At 32.8% G+C, this 24,163-nt stretch carries 23 protein-coding genes and 1 pseudogene; 20 read left to right on the forward strand and 4 right to left on the reverse strand.

Annotation, left to right across the window (positions count from 1 at the left end):
• Window positions 1–16: 16 nt before the first annotated feature.
• Window positions 17–1,561: a hypothetical protein gene (locus tag DCO46_RS16830; RefSeq protein WP_116753665.1), complete on the reverse strand. Its 1,545-nt coding sequence runs from the start codon at window positions 1,559–1,561 to the stop codon at window positions 17–19.
• A 155-nt stretch (window positions 1,562–1,716) separates the two neighbouring features.
• On the opposite strand from DCO46_RS16830, the gene DCO46_RS16835 reads away from it, so the two are divergent.
• From DCO46_RS16835 to acs, 7 genes are all read left to right on the forward strand, one after another.
• A complete protein-coding gene (locus DCO46_RS16835) occupies window positions 1,717–2,892 on the forward strand; it encodes a 2-isopropylmalate synthase (RefSeq protein ID WP_116753686.1) in 1,176 nt (391 codons plus the stop codon).
• Window positions 2,893–2,947: 55 nt separating this feature from the next.
• Window positions 2,948–4,066: a 3-isopropylmalate dehydrogenase gene (gene leuB / locus DCO46_RS16840; RefSeq protein ID WP_116753666.1), complete on the forward strand. Its 1,119-nt coding sequence runs from the start codon at window positions 2,948–2,950 to the stop codon at window positions 4,064–4,066.
• A 267-nt stretch (window positions 4,067–4,333) separates the two neighbouring features.
• Window positions 4,334–6,007, forward strand: coding sequence for a dihydroxy-acid dehydratase (gene ilvD, locus DCO46_RS16845; protein WP_116753667.1), 1,674 nt, complete (start codon window positions 4,334–4,336; stop codon window positions 6,005–6,007).
• 69 nt (window positions 6,008–6,076) lie between these two features.
• Window positions 6,077–7,765 carry a biosynthetic-type acetolactate synthase large subunit gene (gene ilvB / locus DCO46_RS16850; RefSeq protein ID WP_410503667.1) on the forward strand — a complete coding sequence of 563 codons (1,689 nt, stop codon included), beginning with the start codon at window positions 6,077–6,079 and terminating at the stop codon, window positions 7,763–7,765.
• A gap of 86 nt (window positions 7,766–7,851) precedes the next feature.
• Window positions 7,852–8,373: an acetolactate synthase small subunit gene (gene ilvN / locus DCO46_RS16855; RefSeq protein ID WP_116753669.1), complete on the forward strand. Its 522-nt coding sequence runs from the start codon at window positions 7,852–7,854 to the stop codon at window positions 8,371–8,373.
• 44 nt (window positions 8,374–8,417) lie between these two features.
• The gene (gene ilvC, locus DCO46_RS16860) at window positions 8,418–9,887 is read left to right on the forward strand and encodes a ketol-acid reductoisomerase (protein WP_116753670.1); all 1,470 of its coding nucleotides are present in this window, start codon (window positions 8,418–8,420) and stop codon (window positions 9,885–9,887) included.
• A 504-nt stretch (window positions 9,888–10,391) separates the two neighbouring features.
• Entirely contained in the window at window positions 10,392–12,299 is a 1,908-nt protein-coding gene (gene acs, locus DCO46_RS16865; RefSeq protein WP_116753671.1) for an acetate--CoA ligase, read from the forward strand.
• A gap of 99 nt (window positions 12,300–12,398) precedes the next feature.
• Here acs and DCO46_RS16870 read toward each other — a convergent pair whose 3' ends face one another.
• Window positions 12,399–12,995: a PolC-type DNA polymerase III gene (locus DCO46_RS16870; RefSeq protein ID WP_116753672.1), complete on the reverse strand. Its 597-nt coding sequence runs from the start codon at window positions 12,993–12,995 to the stop codon at window positions 12,399–12,401.
• A 3-nt stretch (window positions 12,996–12,998) separates the two neighbouring features.
• Window positions 12,999–14,915 carry a DUF294 nucleotidyltransferase-like domain-containing protein gene (locus tag DCO46_RS16875; RefSeq protein WP_116753673.1) on the reverse strand — a complete coding sequence of 639 codons (1,917 nt, stop codon included), beginning with the start codon at window positions 14,913–14,915 and terminating at the stop codon, window positions 12,999–13,001.
• A gap of 584 nt (window positions 14,916–15,499) precedes the next feature.
• Here DCO46_RS16875 and DCO46_RS16885 point away from each other — a divergent pair.
• From DCO46_RS16885 to DCO46_RS16920, 10 genes are all read left to right on the forward strand, one after another.
• On the forward strand, window positions 15,500–15,835 hold the full coding sequence (locus DCO46_RS16885) for a hypothetical protein (RefSeq protein WP_116753675.1): 336 nt from the start codon (window positions 15,500–15,502) through the stop codon (window positions 15,833–15,835).
• Between the two features lie 76 nt (window positions 15,836–15,911).
• The gene (locus DCO46_RS16890; protein WP_116753676.1) at window positions 15,912–17,105 is read left to right on the forward strand and encodes a hypothetical protein; all 1,194 of its coding nucleotides are present in this window, start codon (window positions 15,912–15,914) and stop codon (window positions 17,103–17,105) included.
• A gap of 3 nt (window positions 17,106–17,108) precedes the next feature.
• Window positions 17,109–17,279 carry a hypothetical protein gene (locus tag DCO46_RS22745; protein ID WP_165828991.1) on the forward strand — a complete coding sequence of 57 codons (171 nt, stop codon included), beginning with the start codon at window positions 17,109–17,111 and terminating at the stop codon, window positions 17,277–17,279.
• A gap of 109 nt (window positions 17,280–17,388) precedes the next feature.
• On the forward strand, window positions 17,389–18,108 hold the full coding sequence (locus DCO46_RS16895; protein WP_116753677.1) for a hypothetical protein: 720 nt from the start codon (window positions 17,389–17,391) through the stop codon (window positions 18,106–18,108).
• 2 nt (window positions 18,109–18,110) lie between these two features.
• Window positions 18,111–18,584, forward strand: coding sequence for a hypothetical protein (locus DCO46_RS16900; RefSeq protein WP_116753678.1), 474 nt, complete (start codon window positions 18,111–18,113; stop codon window positions 18,582–18,584).
• A gap of 111 nt (window positions 18,585–18,695) precedes the next feature.
• A complete protein-coding gene (locus DCO46_RS16905; protein ID WP_116753679.1) occupies window positions 18,696–19,106 on the forward strand; it encodes a hypothetical protein in 411 nt (136 codons plus the stop codon).
• A gap of 103 nt (window positions 19,107–19,209) precedes the next feature.
• Window positions 19,210–19,380: a hypothetical protein gene (locus DCO46_RS22750; protein ID WP_165828993.1), complete on the forward strand. Its 171-nt coding sequence runs from the start codon at window positions 19,210–19,212 to the stop codon at window positions 19,378–19,380.
• Window positions 19,373–19,918, forward strand: coding sequence for a hypothetical protein (locus DCO46_RS16910; protein WP_116753680.1), 546 nt, complete (start codon window positions 19,373–19,375; stop codon window positions 19,916–19,918). The genes DCO46_RS22750 and DCO46_RS16910 overlap by 8 nt, the downstream gene beginning before the upstream one ends.
• A 160-nt stretch (window positions 19,919–20,078) precedes the next feature.
• Window positions 20,079–20,591 (forward strand): hypothetical protein, encoded by a 513-nt coding sequence (locus DCO46_RS16915; RefSeq protein WP_116753681.1) that lies wholly within the window; start codon window positions 20,079–20,081, stop codon window positions 20,589–20,591.
• 3 nt (window positions 20,592–20,594) lie between these two features.
• Window positions 20,595–21,416 carry a hypothetical protein gene (locus DCO46_RS16920; protein WP_116753682.1) on the forward strand — a complete coding sequence of 274 codons (822 nt, stop codon included), beginning with the start codon at window positions 20,595–20,597 and terminating at the stop codon, window positions 21,414–21,416.
• Between the two features lie 239 nt (window positions 21,417–21,655).
• Here DCO46_RS16920 and DCO46_RS16925 read toward each other — a convergent pair whose 3' ends face one another.
• A complete protein-coding gene (locus DCO46_RS16925) occupies window positions 21,656–22,084 on the reverse strand; it encodes a hypothetical protein (RefSeq protein ID WP_116753683.1) in 429 nt (142 codons plus the stop codon).
• 155 nt (window positions 22,085–22,239) lie between these two features.
• Here DCO46_RS16925 and DCO46_RS16930 point away from each other — a divergent pair, with 155 nt between their 5' ends.
• The 3 genes and pseudogenes from DCO46_RS16930 (at window position 22,240) to DCO46_RS16940 (ending at window position 23,938) form a co-directional block, all read left to right on the forward strand.
• Entirely contained in the window at window positions 22,240–22,683 is a 444-nt protein-coding gene (locus DCO46_RS16930) for a hypothetical protein (RefSeq protein ID WP_116753684.1), read from the forward strand.
• Window positions 22,684–23,234: 551 nt separating this feature from the next.
• Window positions 23,235–23,611: pseudogene (locus tag DCO46_RS16935) on the forward strand (XRE family transcriptional regulator).
• Window positions 23,612–23,746: 135 nt separating this feature from the next.
• Window positions 23,747–23,938 (forward strand): hypothetical protein, encoded by a 192-nt coding sequence (locus DCO46_RS16940; protein WP_116753685.1) that lies wholly within the window; start codon window positions 23,747–23,749, stop codon window positions 23,936–23,938.
• The last annotated feature ends 225 nt before the right edge of the window (window positions 23,939–24,163 follow it).

The following is a 24,163-nucleotide window of genomic DNA, read 5'->3' on the forward strand; positions in this document are numbered from 1 at the left end:
ATTGTAATTTAAAAAATTATCGATTATTCAGTCTCGCTTTCTCTTTCATGATATCAGCAATTTTTCTGTTTTCAATTTTGCTTTCCAGCCATGAAATAATATCCAGATAAAGAAAAGCCCTCTTTTCATAAGTATTATTTTCCAGTTCAATAAAACGTTCCCGCATTTTGATAAACTCTTTTTTGATATCTGACGGATAAAAATTATTCAGGTTTCTTAAGAACTTGATGATTTCCTTCTGAACTTCATGCAGATTGTTCATCTTCAATAGGAACTTGTACGTGTTTTTAAGGTGATTTTCAAGATAATAATCTTTCCCAAGTTCATAATGTGCAATTAAAGACAAAAGTCTCGCAAAACACATTAAGTCCTCGCGCATCGTTAAATTCTTGTTGTTGATTATTTTATCCAGATAAAAGATGCATTCATTGTATTTTTCGTTTCCAAAATAAATAGAAGCGATTTTATAATAAAACACCATTTCGTGATGTTCATCAAGGTGCTCGTTATGTAATTTTATTTTCTCTAAAACTTCAGGAATCAGATATTCACTTTCTGCAAAAGTTCCTTCCAGGATATGAAGATTCAGTTTATTATTATAAACATACAGAAATGATAGTGATGCAATGTTATCATTTACAGGAAACTTCGGATTTGCTATTGTCTCTTCAAGAAGTGTCAGGTATTTTTTGAAATTCGACTTATATTTCAGCATATAAAGTGATTCCAGGAAGTAATGATTTCCTTTTAAGAAAAATACCGGATTCAGGTAAATCATATTTGGATTATCATAAAAAAGCGTAACCCATTTATAAGCAAATTTGTAGCTGGCCAGAAAATCCTGAACCAGGAAACTTCGCCAAAGGCTGGCATTGTAAAACCAGTATTTCTCACGGAAACCAAATTTGCTTTCGTCCAGCTTTGCAACGTGTCGGTTAAAATAATCGTCTATATACTTATATTCCTCGTCACTCTTTACATAACCGGTTTTCAGCATGATTCCGTATAACTGCAAGGAGAGATTAGATAATTTGCTTGAAATCGTATTGCGATAATTTAATTCTTTGGCCTGAACAACCAGTTCATCTGCGCGTCCCTGAATACTTCGCGTTATATATTGCGATTCGATCAGTTTTTCGAATTCTACAATCTCGTACGCCATATATTTTTCATCATTTTCAAGCGCCTGCTGTTTGGTCTTATCCAGGATTTTTAAACTCTGTTTATAAAGACCTTTATTATAAAGTATAACAGCAAAATCTATTTGTTCACGCAACTGATAACGAATGTTCTGACTTGGGATATTGAGTCGTATACTAACCAATATTTGTTTGTACAGGTATGATTTTAAGTTAGATAGCTGTACTTTTTGAATTACACCGCTTTTAAGAATGAGCTTTTCATCATAGTTTTCAGATTTATCCAAAATATTAAACAATTCAATAAATTTTGTGTTAGAACTCGTTTCCAAACGACTTGCAAAAATTTTAAACTGTCTTTTTTCAGATTTTGAAAGCGATTTTATCAGAACAAATAAGAAATCTTTTTGATGGTTAGCCATTGTAAAATATAATAATGTAACTTATTGGTTTTTAGTTGTTTAATACCGTATAAATTGTTTTATGAACAGTATAATTTCATTAAAATGAATTTCGTACTGAGATAGTACAATATATATTTGTTATCAAGATGTGAAATTACATTAAATAAATGAATATGAATAGAGAGAAAGTTCAAATTTTTGACACCACTTTGCGCGATGGTGAACAGGTTCCAGGTTGTAAGTTAGATACTAAACAAAAATTAGTTATCGCAGAACGACTAGACAAAATGGGAGTTGACATTATCGAAGCAGGTTTTCCTGTGTCAAGTCCGGGCGATTTTTTATCGGTCTCTGAGATTTGTAAAATTGTACAAAATGCAACCGTCTGCGGACTAACCAGAGCTGTAAAAAACGACATTGATGTTGCTGCTGCTGCACTGAAGCACGCAAAAAGACCAAGAATCCATACCGGAATCGGAACTTCGGAATCTCATATAATCCATAAATTAAATACGACACCGGAAGATATTATTGCGAGAGCAAAATATGCCGTAGCACATGCAAAATCTTATGTAGAAGATGTTGAATTCTATGCTGAAGATGCTGGTAGAACAGACAATGCTTTCCTTGCAAAAGTTTGTGAAGAAGTTATTAAATCCGGAGCAACCGTATTGAATATTCCGGATACTACAGGATATTGTCTTCCTGAAGAATACGGAGCAAAAATTAAATATTTAAAAGAAAACGTAAAAGGCATAGAAAACGTAATCCTTTCATGTCACTGTCATAATGATTTAGGAATGGCAACTGCAAACTCAATCTCGGGTGCCATAAATGGAGCAAGACAAATTGAATGTACAATTAACGGTATTGGAGAAAGAGCTGGAAATACAGCACTTGAAGAAGTGGTGATGATTTTCAAACAACATCCGTATCTTAATTTAGATACAAACATTAATACAAGAGAATTAAACGAAATGAGCCGTTTGGTTTCTGAAAGTATGGGAATGATTGTGCAGCCAAACAAAGCAATTGTTGGTGCAAATGCATTTGCCCACAGTTCCGGAATTCACCAGGACGGAGTGATTAAAAACAGAGCAACTTACGAAATCATGGATCCGCTTGATGTGGGTGTAAATGAATCGTCTATTATATTAACAGCAAGAAGCGGAAGAGCTGCTTTGGCTTACCGTGCTAAAAAAGTAGGTTACGAACTTACAAAAGTACAATTAGACATTGTATATGTTGAGTTTTTGAAATTTGCCGATATCAAAAAAGAAGTGGTAGACGCCGATATTCATCAGATTATTGAAGCTTCTAAAATTGAAGGGGAATTAATCAGAAGCTAGTTAAAAAAGAAAACAGAACAAGAGAAAGATTTAAATACATAAAGAACGAGACGTTATGAATTTGAAAATAGCAGTTTTACCTGGAGACGGAATTGGACCTGAGGTAATTTTACAAGCCAAAAAAGCATTATATGCTATTGGTGAAGTGTACAATCATGAATTTGTTTTTGAAGAAGCGTTAATGGGAGCCATTGCTATCGATAAAACAGGAACGCCTTTGCCCGAACAAACTTTAAATCTGTGCTTAAATACAGATGCGGTTTTATTTGGCGCGATCGGAGATCCCAAATATGATAATAATCCAAGTGCCAAAGTACGCCCGGAGCAGGGATTATTAAAACTGCGTAAAGAATTGGGTCTGTTTGCCAATATTCGGCCAATCAAACCTTATAAATCTTTAATCGACGCATCTCCGTTAAAAAGAGAAATTATAGAAGGTGCTGATTTTACTATTTTCAGAGAATTAACAGGCGGTGCTTATTTTGGAGCCAAAACATTAAATGAAGAAGGAACACACGCTTCGGATTTATGTGAGTATTCAGAAGAAGAAATTACCAGAATTGCACATCTGGCTTTTAAATCGGCACAAAACCGACGCAAAAAACTAACAATGGTAGACAAAGCAAATGTTTTGGAAACCTCAAGATTATGGAGAAAAGTAGTTCAGAAAGTGGGCGAAAATTATCCTGACGTTATTCTGGACTTTTTGTTTGTTGATAATGCAGCCATGCAGCTTATTCTGAATCCAAAACAATTTGATGTGATTTTGACAGAAAATTTATTTGGAGATATTTTATCTGATGAAGCAAGTGTTATTACAGGATCTATTGGTTTGTTGGCTTCGGCTTCTTTAGGAGAAAAAAATGCGCTTTTTGAGCCAATTCACGGTTCTTATCCGCAGGCAAAAGGAAAAAATATTGCAAATCCAATTGCTTCTATTTTATCGGCGGCAATGTTACTGGAACATTTTGGGTTATTTACAGAAGCCGGCGTAATTTATAAAGCTGTAGAAAAAGCAATTGAATACAAAGTAGTTACAACAGATCTTAGACCGGATTCTAAATTTGGCACAAATGAAGTAGGGGAGTTTGTTTCCAATTTCATTTTCAGCAAAGATGATCTGTTATATTTTAATAATGACAACGTTAGTATCGGTCAATCGACAATTGTTTAAGTTTTTTATTAAAATAATGAAATAAATAACAAGAAGTATTGAAAATGTTGAGATTTTATTTTTTTAGTTCTTAAAGTTTTTATACTTTTGTAACACTAAAAAAATAAAGATGCAAATCTCAATTATTATTACTTCTGTCGTTGTTGTCAATGTGTTTAGCACATCTGCATCGGGAATGGTATAAATATAATTGAAAAACTATATTACAAACCTTCCAAATACTGGAAGGTTTTTTTTTGAATAAAAATTAAAATAAAATAATACATAATGGAATTAAATAAGTACAGCAAAACCATCACCCAAGATCAGACACAACCTGCAGCGCAAGCCATGTTGTACGGTATTGGTTTAACTGAAGAAGATTTAAAAAAAGCACAAGTAGGTATTGTGAGCATGGGTTACGATGGTAACACCTGCAACATGCACTTAAATGATTTAGCAAAAGATGTTAAAAAAGGTGTTTGGGATGCAAATCTGGTCGGACTTATTTTTAATACTATTGGTGTTAGTGACGGAATCTCAAACGGAACAGAAGGAATGCGTTATTCACTCGTTTCACGTGATGTAATTGCAGATTCTATTGAAACAGTTGTTGGAGCGCAATGGTACGATGGTGTAATTGCCATTCCCGGCTGTGACAAAAATATGCCCGGAGCGTTAATTGCAATGGGAAGATTAAACCGTCCGTCAATGATGGTTTATGGCGGATCAATTCACTCCGGAAAATGGAAAGGAGAATCTTTAAATATTGTATCTGCTTTTGAAGCTTTAGGAAAAAAAGTAAAAGGAGAAATCACTCCGGAAGATTTTAAAGGTGTTATCCAGAATGCCTGTCCTGGTGCTGGTGCCTGTGGTGGTATGTACACTGCAAACACTATGTCTTCTGCAATTGAAGCATTGGGAATGAGCTTGCCATACAGTTCTTCAAACCCTGCTTTAAGTCAGGAGAAAAGAGACGAATGTTTGGCAGCAGGTGAAGCAATCAAAATATTATTAGAAAAAGATATTAAGCCAAGAGATATCATGACGCGCAAAGCTTTTGAAAATGCTATTACAATTGTAGCAGTTTTAGGAGGTTCAACAAATGCCGTTATGCACTTAATTGCAATGGCTCACTCAGTTGGAATAACAATTACTTTGGATGATTTTCAGGCAATTAATGACAGAACACCTGTTCTTGCTGACATGAAACCAAGTGGTAAATATATGATGGAAGATATTCATGAAGTGGGAGGTATTCCATCAGTAATGAAATATTTATTAAAAGTTGGATTGATTCACGGAGATTGTTTAACTGTAACAGGAAAAACAGTCGCTGAAAATTTGGCTTCTACTCCTGATTTACAGGATGGTCAGGAAGTAATTCATGAAATTCAAAAAGCATTAAAACCAACAGGAAATATTCAGGTTTTATACGGAAATCTGGCTTCTGAAGGTGCTGTAGCAAAAATCAGCGGAAAAGAAGGAGAATATTTTGAAGGAACTGCCGTAGTTTTTGAAGGCGAATTTGAAGTAATTCCAGGTCTTGAGGCCGGAAAAATAAAACCGGGTAATGTAGTCGTCATCAGGTATTGTGGACCAAAAGGTGGTCCGGGGATGCCTGAAATGCTAAAACCTACATCTGCGATTATTGGAGCCGGATTAGGAAGCAGCGTTGCTCTGATCACAGACGGAAGGTTCTCCGGAGGTTCGCATGGATTCGTGGTAGGACACGTAACACCAGAGGCTTATGATGGTGGTGGAATTGCACTTGTTCAGGATGGAGATATAATCGCCATCGACGCTGTAAAAAACACTATTGATCTGAAAATTTCTGACGCAGAATTTGCAGCTCGTAAAGCGAGTTGGATTCAGCCTCCTTTAAAAGTTAACAGAGGAGTTTTACTAAAATACGCAAGATCGGTTTCAAGCGCTTCTACAGGATGCGTTACCGACAATTAATCGACAAAAAAATGAATCTGAAGTACTAAATTTCTCAGATTCTAAACAATAAATTACCTCATGGGAAAAATGAAAATATCAGGGGCAGAAGCCGTTATAAGATGTTTATTAGCAGAAGGAGTAGACTTGATTTATGGATATCCGGGAGGAGCCATAATGCCGGTTTACGACGAATTATATAAATTTCAGGATCAGTTACACCATGTTTTAGTACGTCACGAACAAGGTGCAACGCATGCCGCGCAAGGGTATGCAAGAGCTACAGGTAAAGTGGGTGTAGCTATTGCTACTTCAGGGCCGGGAGCAACAAATTTAGTTACAGGAATTGCAGATGCACAGATAGATTCAACGCCTTTAGTTTGTATTACAGGGCAGGTTGGTAGACATTTATTGGGTTCAGATGCATTTCAGGAAACAGATATTATCGGAATTTCGACTCCGGTTACCAAGTGGAACTTTCAGATTACAGAAGCTTCTCAGATTCCTGAAATTATTGCAAAAGCATTTTATATTGCCCGTTCTGGTCGTCCGGGGCCGGTTTTAATTGACATTACTAAAAACGCTCAGTTTGATGAGTTTGAATTTAGTTATGAAAAATGTACCGGAATCAGAAGTTATATTCCTGTACCGAAATTAAAGTTAGATAAAGTTGCAGAAGCTGCAGCTATAATCAACAGTGCAAAAAAACCTTTTATTGTTTTTGGTCAGGGAATTATTCTTGGTGAAGCCGAAGAGCAGTTAAAAGCATTTATAGAAAAATCCGGAATTCCGGCAGGATGGACTATTTTAGGTCTTTCGGCTTTGCCAACATCTCATCCTTTAAATGTTGGAATGCTTGGAATGCATGGAAATTACGGACCAAATTTATTAACCAATGAGTGTGACGTTCTTATCGCTCTCGGAATGCGTTTTGATGACCGTGTAACCGGAGATTTAAAAACATACGCAAAACAGGCAAAAGTGATTCATTTTGAAATTGATCCGGCCGAAGTTGATAAAAATGTGAAAACAGAAGTAGCTGTTTTAGGAGATGTAAAAGAAGCATTAACAGCACTATTGCCGTTAATCGATGATAAATCTCATGATGCATGGCATAACGTTTTTAAAGAAAAATATAAAATAGAATTTGATAAAGTTATTGGAGAAGAATTAAGTCCAACCAATAATAAAGGAATTTCCATGGGAGAAACCATCGAAATGATTAATAAGCACTCAAAAGGTGATGCTATTATGGTTTCAGATGTTGGTCAGCACCAGATGTTTGCCTGTCGTTATGCTAAATTTAATTCGACAAAAAGTAATATCACTTCCGGAGGTTTAGGAACTATGGGATTCGCATTGCCAGCCGCAATAGGGGCAAAAATGGGAAGACCGGACCGTGAAGTTGTGGCAATTATCGGAGATGGAGGTTTCCAGATGACAATTCAGGAATTGGGGACTATTTTTCAGACACAAGTGCCGGTAAAAATTGTTGTTTTAAATAATGAGTTTTTAGGAATGGTGCGTCAATGGCAGGAATTGTTTTTTGACAACAGATATGCTTCGACAAAAATGATTAATCCAAATTTTGTAGCAATCGCAGAAGGATATCATATCAAGTCTAAAAGAGTAAGTGCACGTGAAGATTTAGATGCTGCCGTAGCCGAGATGATGGCTTCAAAAGATTCTTATTTCTTAGAAGTTATGGTAGAAAAGGAAAACAACGTTTTTCCTATGATTCCAACAGGAGCATGTGTTTCTCAAATTAGATTAAGCTAGAAAAAAAGTTTCAGGTTTCAGGTTTCATGTTCCAGGTTAAGCAAAACCTGAAACTTTAAACCTGAAACAAATAAAACTAAAAAACAATGGAAGATAAAACATTTACCATATCGGTATATTCAGAAAATAATGTTGGTTTGTTGAATAGAATATCAGGAATATTCTTAAAGCGACACATTAACATATTAAGTCTAAACGTTTCTGAATCAGAGATAGAAAACGTTTCAAGATTTATTATTGTAGTAGAAACAACTGAGAAATGGGTTCAGAATATCGTTGGACAAATTGAAAAACAAATTGAAGTTATAAAAGCTTTTTATCATACAGACGAAGAGACAATTTACTTAGAGAATGCTTTGTTTAAAATTGCATCAAGTTTATTGTTTGATGAAAAACAAATTCAGAATATCATCAAAGAAAGCCAGTCTACTATTGTAACGGTTTCCCGCGATTTCTTCGTGATTTCAAAATCAGGAAGACGTTCTGAAATTGAAGAATTGTACGCGAAATTTAAACCTTACGGGATCATGCAGTTTGTACGTTCGGGCAGAATATCAGTTTCTAAAGAGAAAATGGAAATCTCATCAATGTTAGAAGCACTTAAATAGAACCAAATTTATTAAATACACATCATTAAATATTATTAAAAAAAATGGCAAATTATTTCAACACACTACCACTTAGATTACAATTAGAACAATTAGGCGTTTGCGAATTTATGGAGCAATCAGAATTTGCAGATGGAATTGCAGCATTGGCCGGAAAAAAAGTTGTCATTGTAGGTTGTGGTGCACAAGGTTTGAATCAGGGGTTAAACATGAGAGATTCTGGATTAGACATTTCATATGCATTACGTGCAGATGCAATTGCTGAAAAAAGAGCTTCATATAAAAATGCAACTGAAAACGGATTTAAAGTTGGTACTTACGAAGAATTAATTCCAACTGCTGATTTAGTTTGTAATCTTACTCCGGACAAGCAGCATACAGCTGTGGTTACTGCGATTATGCCATTAATGAAACAAGGATCGACTTTGGCATATTCTCACGGATTTAATATCGTTGAAGAAGGAATGCAGATCCGTAAAGATATCACCGTAATTATGTGTGCTCCTAAATGTCCTGGTTCTGAGGTACGTGAGGAATATAAAAGAGGTTTTGGTGTACCAACACTTATTGCAGTTCACCCTGAAAATGATCCAAACAGTTTAGGTTTAGATCAGGCAAAAGCTTACGCTGTTGCAACAGGAGGTCATAAAGCAGGAGTTTTAAAATCATCATTCGTAGCTGAAGTAAAATCAGACTTAATGGGTGAGCAGACTATTCTTTGTGGATTGCTTCAGACTGGATCTATTTTATGTTTTGATAAAATGGTTGAAAAAGGAATCGATGCTGCCTATGCTTCAAAATTAATTCAATACGGATGGGAAACTATCACAGAAGCTTTGAAACACGGAGGTATCACCAATATGATGGACCGTTTAAATAACCCTTCAAAAATTGAAGCTTATGAATTGGCAGATGAATTAAAAGACATCATGCGTCCGTTATTCCAAAAACACCAGGATGATATTATTTCAGGAGAATTTTCAAGAACGATGATGATCGACTGGGCTAATGATGATGTAAATTTATTGAAATGGAGAGCTGCAACAGGAGAAACTAATTTCGAAAAAACAGCTCCACAGGAAGCTCCAATTTCTGAGCAGGAATATTTTGATAATGGAGTATTGATGATCGCAATGGTAAAAGCTGGTGTAGAATTAGCATTTGAAACGATGACAGAGGCAGGAATCATTGAAGAATCTGCTTATTACGAGTCATTACACGAATTACCTTTGATTGCTAACACAATTGCAAGAAAGAAATTATTTGAAATGAACCGTGTTATTTCTGATACAGCAGAGTATGGTTGTTATTTATTTGACCACGCATGTAAACCGTTGTTGACTGAATTCATGAAAAAAGTAGACACAAACATTATAGGAAAACCATTCTCGACTTCAAACGGAGTAGATAATGCTGTCCTGATAGCAGTAAACAAAGAAATTCGTCAACATCCTATTGAAGAAGTGGGAGCATGGTTGAGAGAGTCTATGACTGCAATGAAAAAAATTGGCTAATAAATTGGGAATTACCGCACTATCGACTGTGCTGGGATTTGCACTGTATCTTTTTTTTATGTAATATTTTGAATTAGTAAGCACTTATTAAGATAATATGGATATAGATGCATATTACATTTCACTTAACTTTTGTGAGTCTTGTAAAGTTAAGTGAAGGTAATCCCGACGAATGAAGTATATTTTGTACTAAAATATGCTTATTTGATTTCTATATTAATTAATAAAATGCTGCTATTTTCAAAATAGGGCAGGACATTTAGATTACAGGATTACAGAAAAATTAATTGTTATTGAAATTGTTAAAATCAAAAAGGCATAATATTAGTTTATTGTGCCTTTTTTGCGATAAGCAATTTATAAGTAAAAGCCAATTTTTTATATAAAATTCATAAAAAATCGATATTTTTTTTAATATGTGTTTTTTTATGTCAAAATTTATGAATTAAATAATTTTAAGAATACAGACAGATTTAATACATTTATAAAAAAATTCCATTAAGTATGAGTTATTATAAAATTGAAAATTTAGAACAATATTTTAAACATTACAATAAGTCAATAAGAGAACCAAGAAAATTCTGGGGAAAAATAGCTGAAGAAAATTTTACTTGGTATCAACAATGGGAGAAAGTAGTTGATTTTAATATGGCTGATGCTGAAGTAAAGTGGTTTACAGAAGCAAAAGTTAATATTACTAAAAACTGTATCGATAGACACTTAAGTAAAAGAGGAGAAAAAACGGCCATTATTTTTGAACCGAATGATCCTTCAGAAACTGCTTTACACATAAGTTATAACGAATTATACGAACGAGTATCAAGAATGTCGAATGTTTTGCGTGAGCAGGGTGTTCGCAAAGGCGACAGAGTTTGTATCTATTTACCAATGATTCCGGAACTGGCCGTTGCAGTATTGGCTTGTGCCAGAATAGGAGCAATCCATTCTGTTGTTTTTGCAGGATTTTCAGATTCAGCAGTAGCTGCGCGAATTAACGATTGCGAATGTAAAATGGTAATTACTTCTGACGGAGGTTACAGAGGAAATAAAACAATTGACCTTAAAGGAATTGTTGACGAAGCATTAAATTCTTGTCCGTCTGTTACTAAAGTTCTGGTTGTTAAAAGAACCAATACAGAAGTTAAAATGAAAGAAGGACGTGACATCTGGTTACAGCCTTTATTAGATGCTGCTATCGATAATAGCGTTGCTGAAATTATGGATGCCGAAGATCCTTTGTTTATTTTGTATACTTCAGGATCTACAGGAAAACCTAAAGGAATGGTTCACACCACTGCAGGTTACATGGTCTATACGGCTTACACATTCAAAAATGTTTTTAGTCACGAAGAAAATGATATTTTCTGGTGTACTGCCGATATCGGATGGATTACTGGTCACTCTTATATATTATACGGACCTTTATTAAATGGAGGAACAACCGTAATTTTTGAAGGAGTTCCGTCTTATCCTGATTTTAGCCGTTTCTGGGATATTATCGAAAAACATAAAATCACACAATTTTATACAGCACCAACTGCAATTCGTTCACTTGCAAAAGAGAGTTTAGATTATATTCAAAAGTATCCTCTAAAATCGCTTAAAGTTATTGGATCTGTTGGAGAACCAATCAATGAAGAAGCTTGGCACTGGTTTAATGACCACGTTGGAGATAAAAGATGTCCGGTTGTAGATACCTGGTGGCAAACTGAAACGGGAGGAATTATGATTTCGCCAATTGCATTTGTTACACCAACAAAGCCAACTTACGCAACTTTACCTTTACCGGGAATTCAGCCTGTTTTAATGGATGAAAAACGTAACGAGATTGAAGGTAATCAGGTTGTTGGTAGTTTATGTATTAAATTTCCGTGGCCTGGAATCGCCAGAACAATCTGGGGAGATCATGACCGCTATAAAGAAACTTACTTCTCTGCATTCCCTGGTAAATACTTTACTGGAGACGGTGCATTAAGAGATGAAGTTGGATATTACAGAATCACAGGTAGAGTAGATGATGTTGTAATTGTTTCAGGACATAATTTAGGAACAGCACCAATTGAAGATGCCATCAACGAACACCCGGCTGTGGCAGAATCTGCTATTGTTGGATTCCCTCATGAAATCAAAGGAAACGCATTATACGGTTATGTTATTCTGAAAGAAACCGGAGAAGTTAGAAATAAAGAGAATCTGACTAAAGAGATCAACCAGTATATTGCCGATCACATTGGGCCAATTGCAAAACTGGATAAAATTCAGTTCGTTTCTGGTTTACCAAAAACACGTTCAGGAAAAATTATGCGTAGAATTTTACGTAAAATAGCTGAAGGAGATTTTTCTAATTTTGGAGATACTTCAACTTTATTAAATCCTGAAATTGTAGAAGAAATTACTCAAGGAAAAATTTAGGAATTTCAATTTATATAATAAAAAAGCCTCTTAATTTAAGAGGCTTTTTTATTTAAATATTTGGATTTGGAATTTGAAAAAAAAATGGAATTTAAATAATTATTTGATTCCCAATCTTGATTTTAATTTTAAGAATAAAAGCGCAATTCGGTAAGCATCTTCCGAAGATGAATTTCTGTCGCTTTTTGGAATTTTATAAATATCACACAAATCATCCAGTGAAAATTGTTTATCATTGATATCAGTGAGTTTTCTGTACATCATATCAACATCCAAAGCTTCATTTTTGATTCTCCCGCAATCAAGACGTTCCAATGCGCTGTTGAGCATTTCTATATCAAAATTAATATGATGACCAACCAAAATAGCATTGCCAATAAAATTAATCAAACCTTCAATAGCATCAGGTTCCTGCATTTTTACCAATTTGCTGTCAATGATAAATTCATTTGAAAGTCCGTTATCCTGCAGGAATTTGTATTGCAGTAAAACAGATTCAAAACTATCCTTGATTACAATTCCGTCATCAACAACTGCAAAAGCCCCTAATGACAAAATAACATCCTTATCAGGATTGAGTCCGGAGGTTTCTGTTGACAATACAACAAACCGGTTTGGTTTGGTTTCGAATTTCATCAGGTAATCCTTCCAGAAATCAGGATAGTCTTTATTGATATTTTTAAGCCAGTCTAGCATATTTTAGGAGAATTGTGTAAGTTGAAATTTATTCTTAATTAATTCTTCAAGATCTTTCATAGGTGACAAGGCATTTTTTAGTTTTTCTTTATCACTTTTAGACATTTCTCTTAAGTTGATATATTGACCAGAATCGTCATTTTTTAATCCTTCGACAGTTCTGAATTTTGACAATGTCAGAAAAGCCTCGGCACAACTTAGGTAAATTTCGGCATTTTTTGAATCAGTAATAGCTAATTGTTTGAATCTTAAATAGGTATTTTGAATTCCTTTAATATTGGCATTTAAAATTAATAAACGTGCCCCGTCAATTAAAGGCATTAAGGCACGGGTTTTTATATCAAATTTATCTTTATAAGGACCATCTTCTTCTAGAATGAATTTTTTGAAAAAGCTCAGGGGAGAGTTTTTCTTTAGAGCATCGTTTCCTAAAAAGTCAAAGAATAAAGTATTATTAACGGCATTTTTAAAAATCACACTTTCTATAGCTTCTTCTATTTTGGGTTCACCAAAAACTATTTCATAATCAAAGAAAATACTGCTCAAATCGTTGCTGTTTTCACCTGGAGTATTCATCCAGCTGTTGTATTGTTTTGTCCAGTCTGTCAATGACTTACACCAAAGCATATTACTTCCCATATGTCCGTTCGGGCAAAGTTCGTAACCTACTTTTTCCAGGATGGCTGTAGTTCTTTTGGCTAATCTCAAAAAGTAATCTTTTACATCTCTGTACTTTTCAGGAGTAACATCTTCAAATATTAAAATACTATCCTGATCGGTCAGTAAAAGTTGTTCTTTACGCCCCTGACTACCAATACTTAACCATGCAAAACGAGCAGGAGGAGAGCCTAAATCAAGGATTGATAATTCTACAGCACGTTTGATAATTGCCAGGTTTATTTCACTTGCAATATTACTAACATGGGAAATCGGGATATTTTTTTGTATTGAGTTCTGAATCAGATCAGACAAGCGGTCGCGAATTTGTTTTAAATCTTTTGGAAGCTGAGAACGTTTTACTTCTTTGATCAAAACCCCGGGATTGCTCGCCTGAGCGACAACCAGGTCGTGTTCAGAAATAATTCCTTTGACAGCAGATTTGCTTGTTCCGTCTTTCGTTACACACAAGTGGGTAACGTTATGTTTTAGCATTAATAGCTGTGCTTCGGCTAAAGACACATTTTCTAATACTGTAACAACCGGTGATGACATGATTTTGTCAATTGTTTCCGTAATAGGATAGCGGCCTGTCGCAATTTTAGAAGACAGATCAGAATCAGTAACAATACCAATCGGGTGGTTTTTTTCGCAAACTACAATATTGTCAACCATAGCTTCTGTCATTAAAATAGCAACATCTTTTACGATATGGTGCGGTTCTGTTTTTAATGGAGAATTATTATAGTTAAGTGACTGAATATATTGCATTTCTGATTGCTGGTCTACATAAAAAGAGGTATCAGAAATTAATTTTCCGTTAGAATTTACACTGTCTTTGGTATGTCTTGAATTTGTAGCAAAACTTTCCAGTAAAAAGTTTAAAACATCAGAATTATTAGCAACAAAGGGCCTGAAAACTGCGATTGGTATAGCATAGATGATACTTTCTTCGCGTGCCTTGGCCGTCATCATATAGTTGTTTTTGGCAAAAAATGGTCTTAAGCCAAAAATATCACCTTCATGACACTTATTTATAATCGTTTCTTCAGCATCAGCAATTGTTGTCAGATTTATAACGCCGGAAGCCACTACATAAAAACTATCATGTAGCGGATCATTATTTTGAAATAATATTGCGTGTTTTTCTAAATTGAGTACACGAATATTAGTCGCGATGTCAGATAATTCCTGAAAAGATAAATTTTTAAATGGCGGATATTCTTTTAAAAAATCTGCGATATGCTCAGCGATTGTATTCATATTTCTGATAATTTTTTTAAAGTATCGAGTGTAAAAATAATAAATAAAATCTCAAAGCGAAAGCATCTATGCGATTTTAAGTAAATCTGAAAAGATATGATTTAATAACTTTAAAATTATCTTTTTATTATTCTGAACATTTGTAAAGAGAAGCTTTTCAACAGAATAATAAAATATGATCTGAAAGTTTAAAAAACGCAGGTAATGCAAGGATTCTATTTTACATAATATAAATTATAGTTCATTTGTTGAATAACTTTTCAACAATTAACTATGGCCTTAAAACGCTCTTCTTTGGAAAACTACGTGTTATTACTTGTACATGTAGAATCAATGCGTACAACCACATTCAACGCAAAAACTTTTTTAAAAAAAATTCGACCATTTTGTAAAACTGAACAGCTTGCACATAAAATACTGCATATTCGTGTTCGTGGTTCGAAAGTAGGAATTTCCATTCACATAGAAAAGGATTGTTTTATAATTCGTCAAAATCAGGCTTTGCACGAATTTATCTTTTATTGTGATTCCTGCAAAACTCTCCTTAAAAAGTTACTGAAACATAATCTTTTAACTCCTTGATTATGTCAGAAATAACAAGATTACTCGCTAAAAAAGACGGCTTACTTATTCAAATTGCTTGTCTTGTTACTGATTTAAGAGAATATATTAATAATCCCGTTGAAACTGTATCTATTGACCAGATGCATTACCAGTACGATTTTATAATAAAAGAAATTCAGGAAATTGACAGAAAAATTTACTCAGAGTTTAATAAACAATCACTTTTCTTTAAATCCCAAAATTTAGATTTAAAAAAACTCACACAAAAAGCGACTGCAAGTATTGTTTTTACTGTTAATGATGTTCCAAAACTTCATTGGTCAATGTTTCCAGACCTTAATCCAATTAATGAGTAATTACCACGCTCCTACTTTAAAAATCGTTGCCTTAGGGTATAACGGCAACTAACTCACTTAAACCTACTCCAAAAATATGATTTCATATAAAGAACGTCATCAAACCAAGACTAAATTAAAAACAAATAAATTAAAAACTACGCTTATAAATATTGACTACTTAATACTTAATTTGGAAGGTCAGCCTTTTGGAGAATTTCCGGAAAACTCAAAATTTAGATTAAAACCATATGATTACGGCACAAAAATATTTGAAATACGTGCAGACCTTTATTATGAAGATTTGAAAATTGGTATTTATACTGCAAAACCACGTAGCGCAATTATCAGCGAACAATTAGCGCAATTACAAATAGAAAACAATCTCTTTTACACATTAACAAACGATACTTTAAAAAGTATAATAAATGATTTTTGCAATGAAACACAATATAATTTTAAGTCGATTAATAGACTGGATATTTGCCTTGATAAGTCTGATGTCAACAATTCTTACCGTAATTTATATAGTAATATTGTTGGAGGTAACTACCTTATTTCAGGTCGTCCCAAAAATTTACAAAGCTATTTTGAAACGTATAAAGGAAAGTCGATTCTTAACGGCTTCCAAATTGGGAAAAGAACATCCGATAAAATAATACGATGCTATAATAAAACGCTATCGCTCCAGTTAACTGAAAAGCCTTATATAAATGAGTATTACGCTAACAACGATTTAAAAAATGATAATGTTTGGCGTTTTGAATATCAATTAAATTCTGCGTTTTTCAGGGGGTTAAATGAACATTCAAAAGCAGATACAAAAGTCAGTCAGTCAATGACTTGGGGTGTTTTTGATAAAGCAAACTTATACGAATTACTAAAAATAGCTAATAAAGGTTTTTTTGAATTACGTGAGAATACTGGCAAAAGCCAAATCAATAAAGAAAAGCTTATAATGTTGTTTGATTTTGATTTTTTGCAGTCGCAAATATCAAAATTCAATCCTATAATTAAGCGTTTAAAAAAAGTAACTCTCTCCAGTACCACAATTAAAAAACGTTTGGCGAAATCCCTTTTTAGAGAATATTACGCAAATAATCAATGTGTTAGTTACATTGTTGCGCTTAATTTATTGCTTGAAGATATGGATATGCTTACGGAAAAACCGCTTTTAACTTGGTTTAAAAACAAATTACATTTCTACCTACACGAATTTAGAACAAAGGAAAAATTAGTAAATGACTTTGATTCTGAACTATTTAACGAACATCAACTTTTATTTTTATAAGCCATGAAAACACAAAATACAAGCCAAAAAGTTACTAAAACTGAGTTAATGCATTTGCTTGGTGTAAGTTATCCAACTGCGCTAAAAGAGTATCAAACTATTTTAGACAGCTTAGAGTTAAAAAGAAATTATTTAATGATTTCAGATTTAATAGCTTATAAAATACTTACGTAAAATGTAAAAAAATATAAAGAAATATAAAGAAATGTAAAGAATTGTAAAACGTCAAATAATAGTTGCAATAACCTTTGTGAAAGAAATTTACAAACTAAAAATTATACAAATGAAAATTGCAACTATTACAGGCGTTACAAAATCGCCGGAATTACAAGTTACAAAGTCAATCGGTTCTTTAATCATTTCAAGTGATTTAGCATTGTCAGCTTTGACAACTGAAAAAATAAGCATTTACATTGAGCGTGGAAATGGTTCGAATGTTATTCTTGCTAATAAAGTACTTCTTAAAGATTTTATTCTTGCGAGTACATACGGAACTGAAACAACTCAATCAGATGCAAGTAAAGCTTTAATTGCATTATGTGAGTTAGCTGAAGAGGGTTCTATATTCTTAGCTGACAAAGAAAGCATTAAAATTACTTTGGAAGATTTGGATAGTGAGCAGTCTTATGAACTGCATGGAATTGAAGAGCCTGTTTTTACAACTGATTTGTACTTTTTTGAACAAAAAACTGTTGCATCTGAGGAGTTCAACAAAAAGATAGAAGTTTCAGGTTTTGATTTAGCTATTATGACCGTACACGCTTCTGTTTCAGACCTTTCTTATCACTTTCAAAATGGTCAGGTTGTTAAATATCTTCCTTTCGAATTACAAACGTTAAGTCGTGATGTTGACCCTATACAGGCAATATTGCAAGCTGGTACGGTTGTACAAGGTTTGGCTGATAGATTAACATTGCCTTTAGTGGCTGTGCATGCTTTAGAGATAAACAAGTCTCAGGGGGCAATTATTAATTTCGTTGTAAGAACGGTAAAAAGCGTGTAATTATGGGATTCTTTAAAAAAATCGGTCAGGCAATAAAGAAAAATGTTTCTTTTAAAAATCTTGTGAAAATTGCTACTCCAATTATGGGCGCAATCCCTTTCGTTGGTGGTGCGGTTCAAAACATATCACAAAATTTGCAGGATGCTCACGAAGCAAAAAAAGCTAATAATGCTGCGCAAGCTGAATATAACAATCAACTTGCTTTGGCTCAGGCTGGTCAAGTTACTGGAGCAGTAGCAAATGCAGGCGCTAATATGTTTGCAAAAGGTGTTATGGAAGGTGTTAACAATGGTCTTTCTGCCGGTGTTGTTGAAGGTGGTGGTCAGATTGGTGCTACTATGGTAAGCAGTACAATTAAGGTTTGGTTCAATAAAAACTGGAAAATTGTTGTAGGTGCTTTAGCCGGAATCATTGCTTTGGTATGGTACTTAAGACGTGATAAAAATGGTCGTTCAACTCGTGCAAGAAAACGATAAACCTAAAAATTACTTTCGAATCTATCTTGTAGTATTCTTGATAGATTCGGCTGTAATTATCTTAAAAAAGTTTGCAGAAATAATTCTAATAATAAAAAACATTATAAACTAATGGGAAATTATAATCAAGGTTACAATAATCAAAATAAGGGTTATTCTAACAACAATAATAACCAAAATAAACAAAAGGTTAAGCATTCAGGTGCAAAGCATACTACTTATTTTCCTGAAACGGGTCCTAATAAAGGAGTTGAACAACATCTAACAACTGGTTGGAGATTGTCAAAAGGTGAGTTGATTTCTATTAAAGCCGTAACGACTTCCAAAAGTCAACTTTCTGAAAAAGGGTGGTTTGGTTCCATTGCTGTAACATTCACTAATACTAAAACTGGTACTCAACAATTTCATTGGGGTACTATGCAAAAAAGTACTGGTAAGGTAGTCGTTGATTCAATGGCTATTGTTATTAATCCAAAGGCAAAAAACGGAGGTTATGCAGGTACATTTTTACGTTCTAACTAATGTTTAAGATAATATTAAAATTTCTCCCTCTAATACTTCATGAGGGAGTTGATTTACTCAAAGAGTATTTAGAAAAAAGAAAACAATTAAAAAAAACTAAGTTATGAAAAGTGTTAAAAGTATTGTTGCTATCATCGGGATTATCGTTAAGTATGGTGCTATTGTAACCGCTATTTTAAAAGGTATTCAAGTTGTTTCTGACGAGTTAAGCAAACTTGATTTAGGAAAAGATGAGCCTAAAAACGAACCTTTAAAAATCACTGAAAATGAGTAGTTTCTTAGGTAGAAAAGAATTGACCAGAGGTGTAAGAAATAACAATCCGGGCAATCTTGTAATGACAAATATTGCTTGGCAGGGGAAAATTCCTAACAGTCAAAATACAGACAAGCATTTTGAGCAATTTACAGAGGTTAAATTTGGTATTCGTGCAATGTTGAGGGATTTAACAAATGATATCGACAAAGGCAAGAATACTATTCGAAAATTAATAACTGAATATGCTCCTCCCTCTGAAAACGACACTCAAAAATACATTGATGTTGTTGCAAAGGCTGTCGGTTTAACTCCTGACCAAACTATTAAAATTATAGATGCAAAATTCTACTTAGTAATTGCAAGGGCAATTATTAAACATGAATGTTCTCCTGATCATACTTTAATACTTGATTCAGATATTCAGGATGCTATTGACATTTTGGGAGATTATAACCTTTCCGGTGTTACCGTTATGGCTAAAAAGAAATTTAAATTCAATTATTTGATAATTCCTATACTGCTTTTTTTTTATACTGTTTTAAGCGTTACAGTCTAAACAAACGCCCAAAAAGAAGATAAACTATTAATTCAAAAATTACACATCATGTTAGATAAAATCAAACTTTTTTACGCAAATAATAAAATTATTGCAAACGTTGTTTTAGTCGCTTTAGCGGGGTTTTTAGCTTGGAAATTATTTAAAAAATAATTTATAAATGGCTATTCAAAATAGAACTAAAAGCCAAGCAAATTCTGTTTGGCTTTTTGATTTCTTAAAATTATACTGGTATGTTATTATTGGTGTTATTTTAGGTTATCCATTAATACTAAAGTTGTATAAAAAACTACAACAAACCGGACAGGAAAGCGACCAATTAAATTATGAAAATGATTTAAAGATTGCTGTAGCAAATCCATTAACTAAAGAGATAGAACTTACTAAAATTACACCTCGCAAAGAAGTGCATGATATTGCTGAGTCTCTCGCTGTTTGGTTAGGTACTGATAAAGCAACTAAAGATGCAGACTGGAACTGGTTTTTAATTGATTGGTCTGCAATGTTTGAAAATGAAAAGGAAACAATAAACGAGTTACTTAAAGTAAAACAAGCTACAACTGTTCCTTTAGTCGTTGCGTGCTATTATGTTATTACAAGACGTGATTTAAAGACAGACTTAAAAAAATATTTATCAACTTCGGACTTAAAGAAAGTCCCATTATTTAGTTAAGTTATGAGTACTAAAAAAGATTATATACAATATATAGATGATACTTATACGGTTAAAACAAAGCCTGTTGAGTTAACCTATGTAGACGAAATGGGTTATTTTTATATTGTCGATGGAATTAATACTAATTTCTTCCTAATCGCTTTATACTTGGATAATAAAAGAGTTGAAGGCGTTGAATTGTCTAATGTTGATAATATTGCAGTCGCTTCTGTTATCAATGATTTAAGTATGACAGATTTAAACGTCATTCCTTTAAACGACTTTTTTACTCCGTGGACAGAAATCCGTTTAAAAGTAGCAAATCAGGCTACAGGAGTTCAGGAAGTTGTTGTAAATAATTTCCCTGTACAAACTCAAAAATTCTTTAAGATTTATGAAAATCCGCAATATAGAGGGAACGTTTATAATTTAACATCTTCTACTAATTCAAAGCCTTACATTGTTCAAAGTGTTTTAAAAATCTCCAGTACTTCAAATATGGATGTATGGACTGCAAACCATTTTGATAATGAAAACGGTTTGGCGACAATGCCTACAGATTTTAATGAGCAAAGGACTGTTTTAACTGCTGATACAATGCAAATGAATGGCATGTATATTAAAGTAACATCTACTTATGTTTATACTGGTGGTCGCTATCATTTGCTTAGGATTTATCAGGATGCAAGGACAAACGAGGTGTATTTAATGGCTAATGACAGTATAGCAACTGGCACCTATGTACCTTTTGTTTTTACTACATTAAAGGCTGTTGATGGTGGTTTTAAAATAGAACTTCCGGCATTTAGTTTAACAATTGAAATTAGAAATAAATTTTTCTAAATGGCTAATACTACCCCTACTCCTTACAGTTGTACGGCTTTTAATAAAGACAAAAACATTAAACCTATAAAAATAGAGTTTTGCAAGTCAATATTTTACCTGCATAATTGGTTGTTAAAAGATATAGGATTTGATTATCACTATATCAATATTTACAACCGGAAAACTGGTAATTATATTTCTCGACAATATTGTAATGATTTTGTAATAGATAAGCCTTTGTATTAATTTACAGAGGCTTATTTATTAGTATTGAAATAATTATATAAGGACAAACAAAATGCGCATAGTGCTATCATTGGTGTTAATATTTTATTGAATCTATCTATTCTATGATTCCACACTGTTCTATTGTGTTCTTTACAAAAACTATTAGTTTTTATTTTAACTATACCTTTCTGTGTGATCCTTACTGTAATATCTGTAATTGGTTTTACTTGATTATAGCTAATTAAATCTTCGCTTTTTAAGTGCAGTAAAGCATTAGCCAGTATTTTTTGTCTGTCAGTTTCTTCAAAAATATTTTCTACAATTTTCTTGAATTTAATTTCCTTTTTTGATTTAGGAAAAATATTTTCAGTCAATTCTTGAAAAGTGATATACTTGTGGTCATTATTATAAAGATATTCTAAAATTTTATCAAAAAATTTAAATGGATTTTCCTTCATGCTTTAAGTTTTGCTGGTTTCTAAAATGATTACCAAGTTAAACATTTTTTAAAGTATAATTATTTATTCTTTTATAGCAATTGACAAAGTAAAGTAAAATTATTGGCACTATATTTGGAAATCTTTAGTAATTATAAACTCACAAACAAAACCACATGAAAAAAATTACTCTATTACTTTTTATATTGATTTCTATACCGGCTTTTTCTCAGGATGCTAGTATGAAAGTTTATCTTGAAAAAACTGAGACTGCATCTCTTGAACAATATGAATTGATTAGAAAGGTCAATCTTCTTTATCCTGATATTATGATTAGTAAGCAGGTTAAAAATAAATTTGCAAACGATTTTAAAACTAATGAATTGCTTTCTGCTGATTTAGTTTATGAAAATGTTTCAAAGTTTAAACTTTACAATGTTACATTATTAGACAATAGATGTTTGTCTTATACATTTGTAACGCCTGATGATGATTTGACTTATGGAGAGGTTAGGATTTTCGATGGCAATACAATAAGGACATTGTACCGCCTGAGTAAAGGAAAGTCATTAATGCAATACTTTATAAATGGTAAGCTAATTAATGAAGTAAAAGGATAAAAAATAAACCCCAATAAAACGGGGTTTTTTTATGTTCCAAATATTTTATATTTTAGATTTCTTTAAACGTCCATTTTGTTAATAAAGTTGTTAACATCTTGTTGGACGTCCTGCAATTCATACTATAAATTATAGTTCAAAAGTATCTGTGTTTAATTGGAGGCTCGTGAGGCTTTATTATTTGTATTTCCTTCTTATTCATATATCTATCTCTTATTTCAGAATCTCATATTTCTAAAATAGTTTATTTTATTTTCAAATATGAGATTTATGAAATCTTCAAGCTTGTAACATTTATGGCTTTAAATTTTCTCATATTTTATAAATATAATTTTCAAATTTCAAATAAAAGATTTTTGCGCGTTGAAATTTTACTTTAACAATGTATACATTAGTCAAGATTTCATGTAACGTTGTGATGCTTCAATTTTCTCATATTTGAAAAATTATTTTATTTTTTTCAAATAAACGGATTTTCAGTTGAGTGAAATTATAATTTAAACCTTTATATGTCTTAATTATTTTAAGTAAAAATCTTATATTTGACAGTTATGATAGATATCGACATGACAGATAAAATAATACATCAAGGTAGAAATATAAAACGTTTCCGTGAAATGCTGGGCATCAAAAGAAAATTTCTCTTTTGGAGCAAAAAGAATCTATAGAAAAGAATATTTTAGAACAGGTTGCCAGAATCTTAAAGCTGCCTGTAGAAGCTATTGAAAACTTTGACGAAGAGCAAGCTGTAAATGTTATTGCAAATACTTATTCCTTCCAGGATTTTAAAGATAATGCTGTTGCATCAGGATTTAACTATCAGCCATCTTTTAGCCCAATTGATAAAATGGTAGAACTTTACGAACGTATGCTTCAACAGCAAAAGGAAATGATTGACAAATTAGAAAGATTGATTGAAAAGAAATAAATAAACTTTAATAAAACTAAGTTCCCTACGCCTTTCTTATTTTGTTTTTATACAAAGTAATAAATAATTTAATGTAAAATATTGACGTTTTTTTCTTACATTAGATATAGTTATTAACTTAAAAATCAAAAATTTATGGCTTTTATTGAAGTTACCTTGTATGATAGCGACGAACCATGTTTTATCGTTACAGAAAATATTGACGCCGTTTATACAATTCCCGGACAAACAGATACTGCATTTTGTATCATTAAAACTAATGGAGGCCACGAAATTGGAACGAAAGAAAGTTTAGCAGAATTAAAAACAATAATTGGGATTCCTTAAAACTGTTTTTTATTTAGCTAAATAAAATAAACCTTTGTATTAGTTAATACATAGGTTTATTTTTTATTTTTAGAAAATTGAAAAAGTATTTATTCATATAGTTTGGTCAGAATAAGTTCTCCGGGACCTACATCGTCCCCGCTTCGTTTATTAAATTGTATTTTTCCATCTTTTTCAAAAAGTACAGCACTTACAGCGATTCTGTCTTTACCTTTCAGTTTAATT

The sequence above is a fragment of the Flavobacterium sp. HTF genome, assembly GCF_003105115.1.
Taxonomy (GTDB): domain Bacteria; phylum Bacteroidota; class Bacteroidia; order Flavobacteriales; family Flavobacteriaceae; genus Flavobacterium.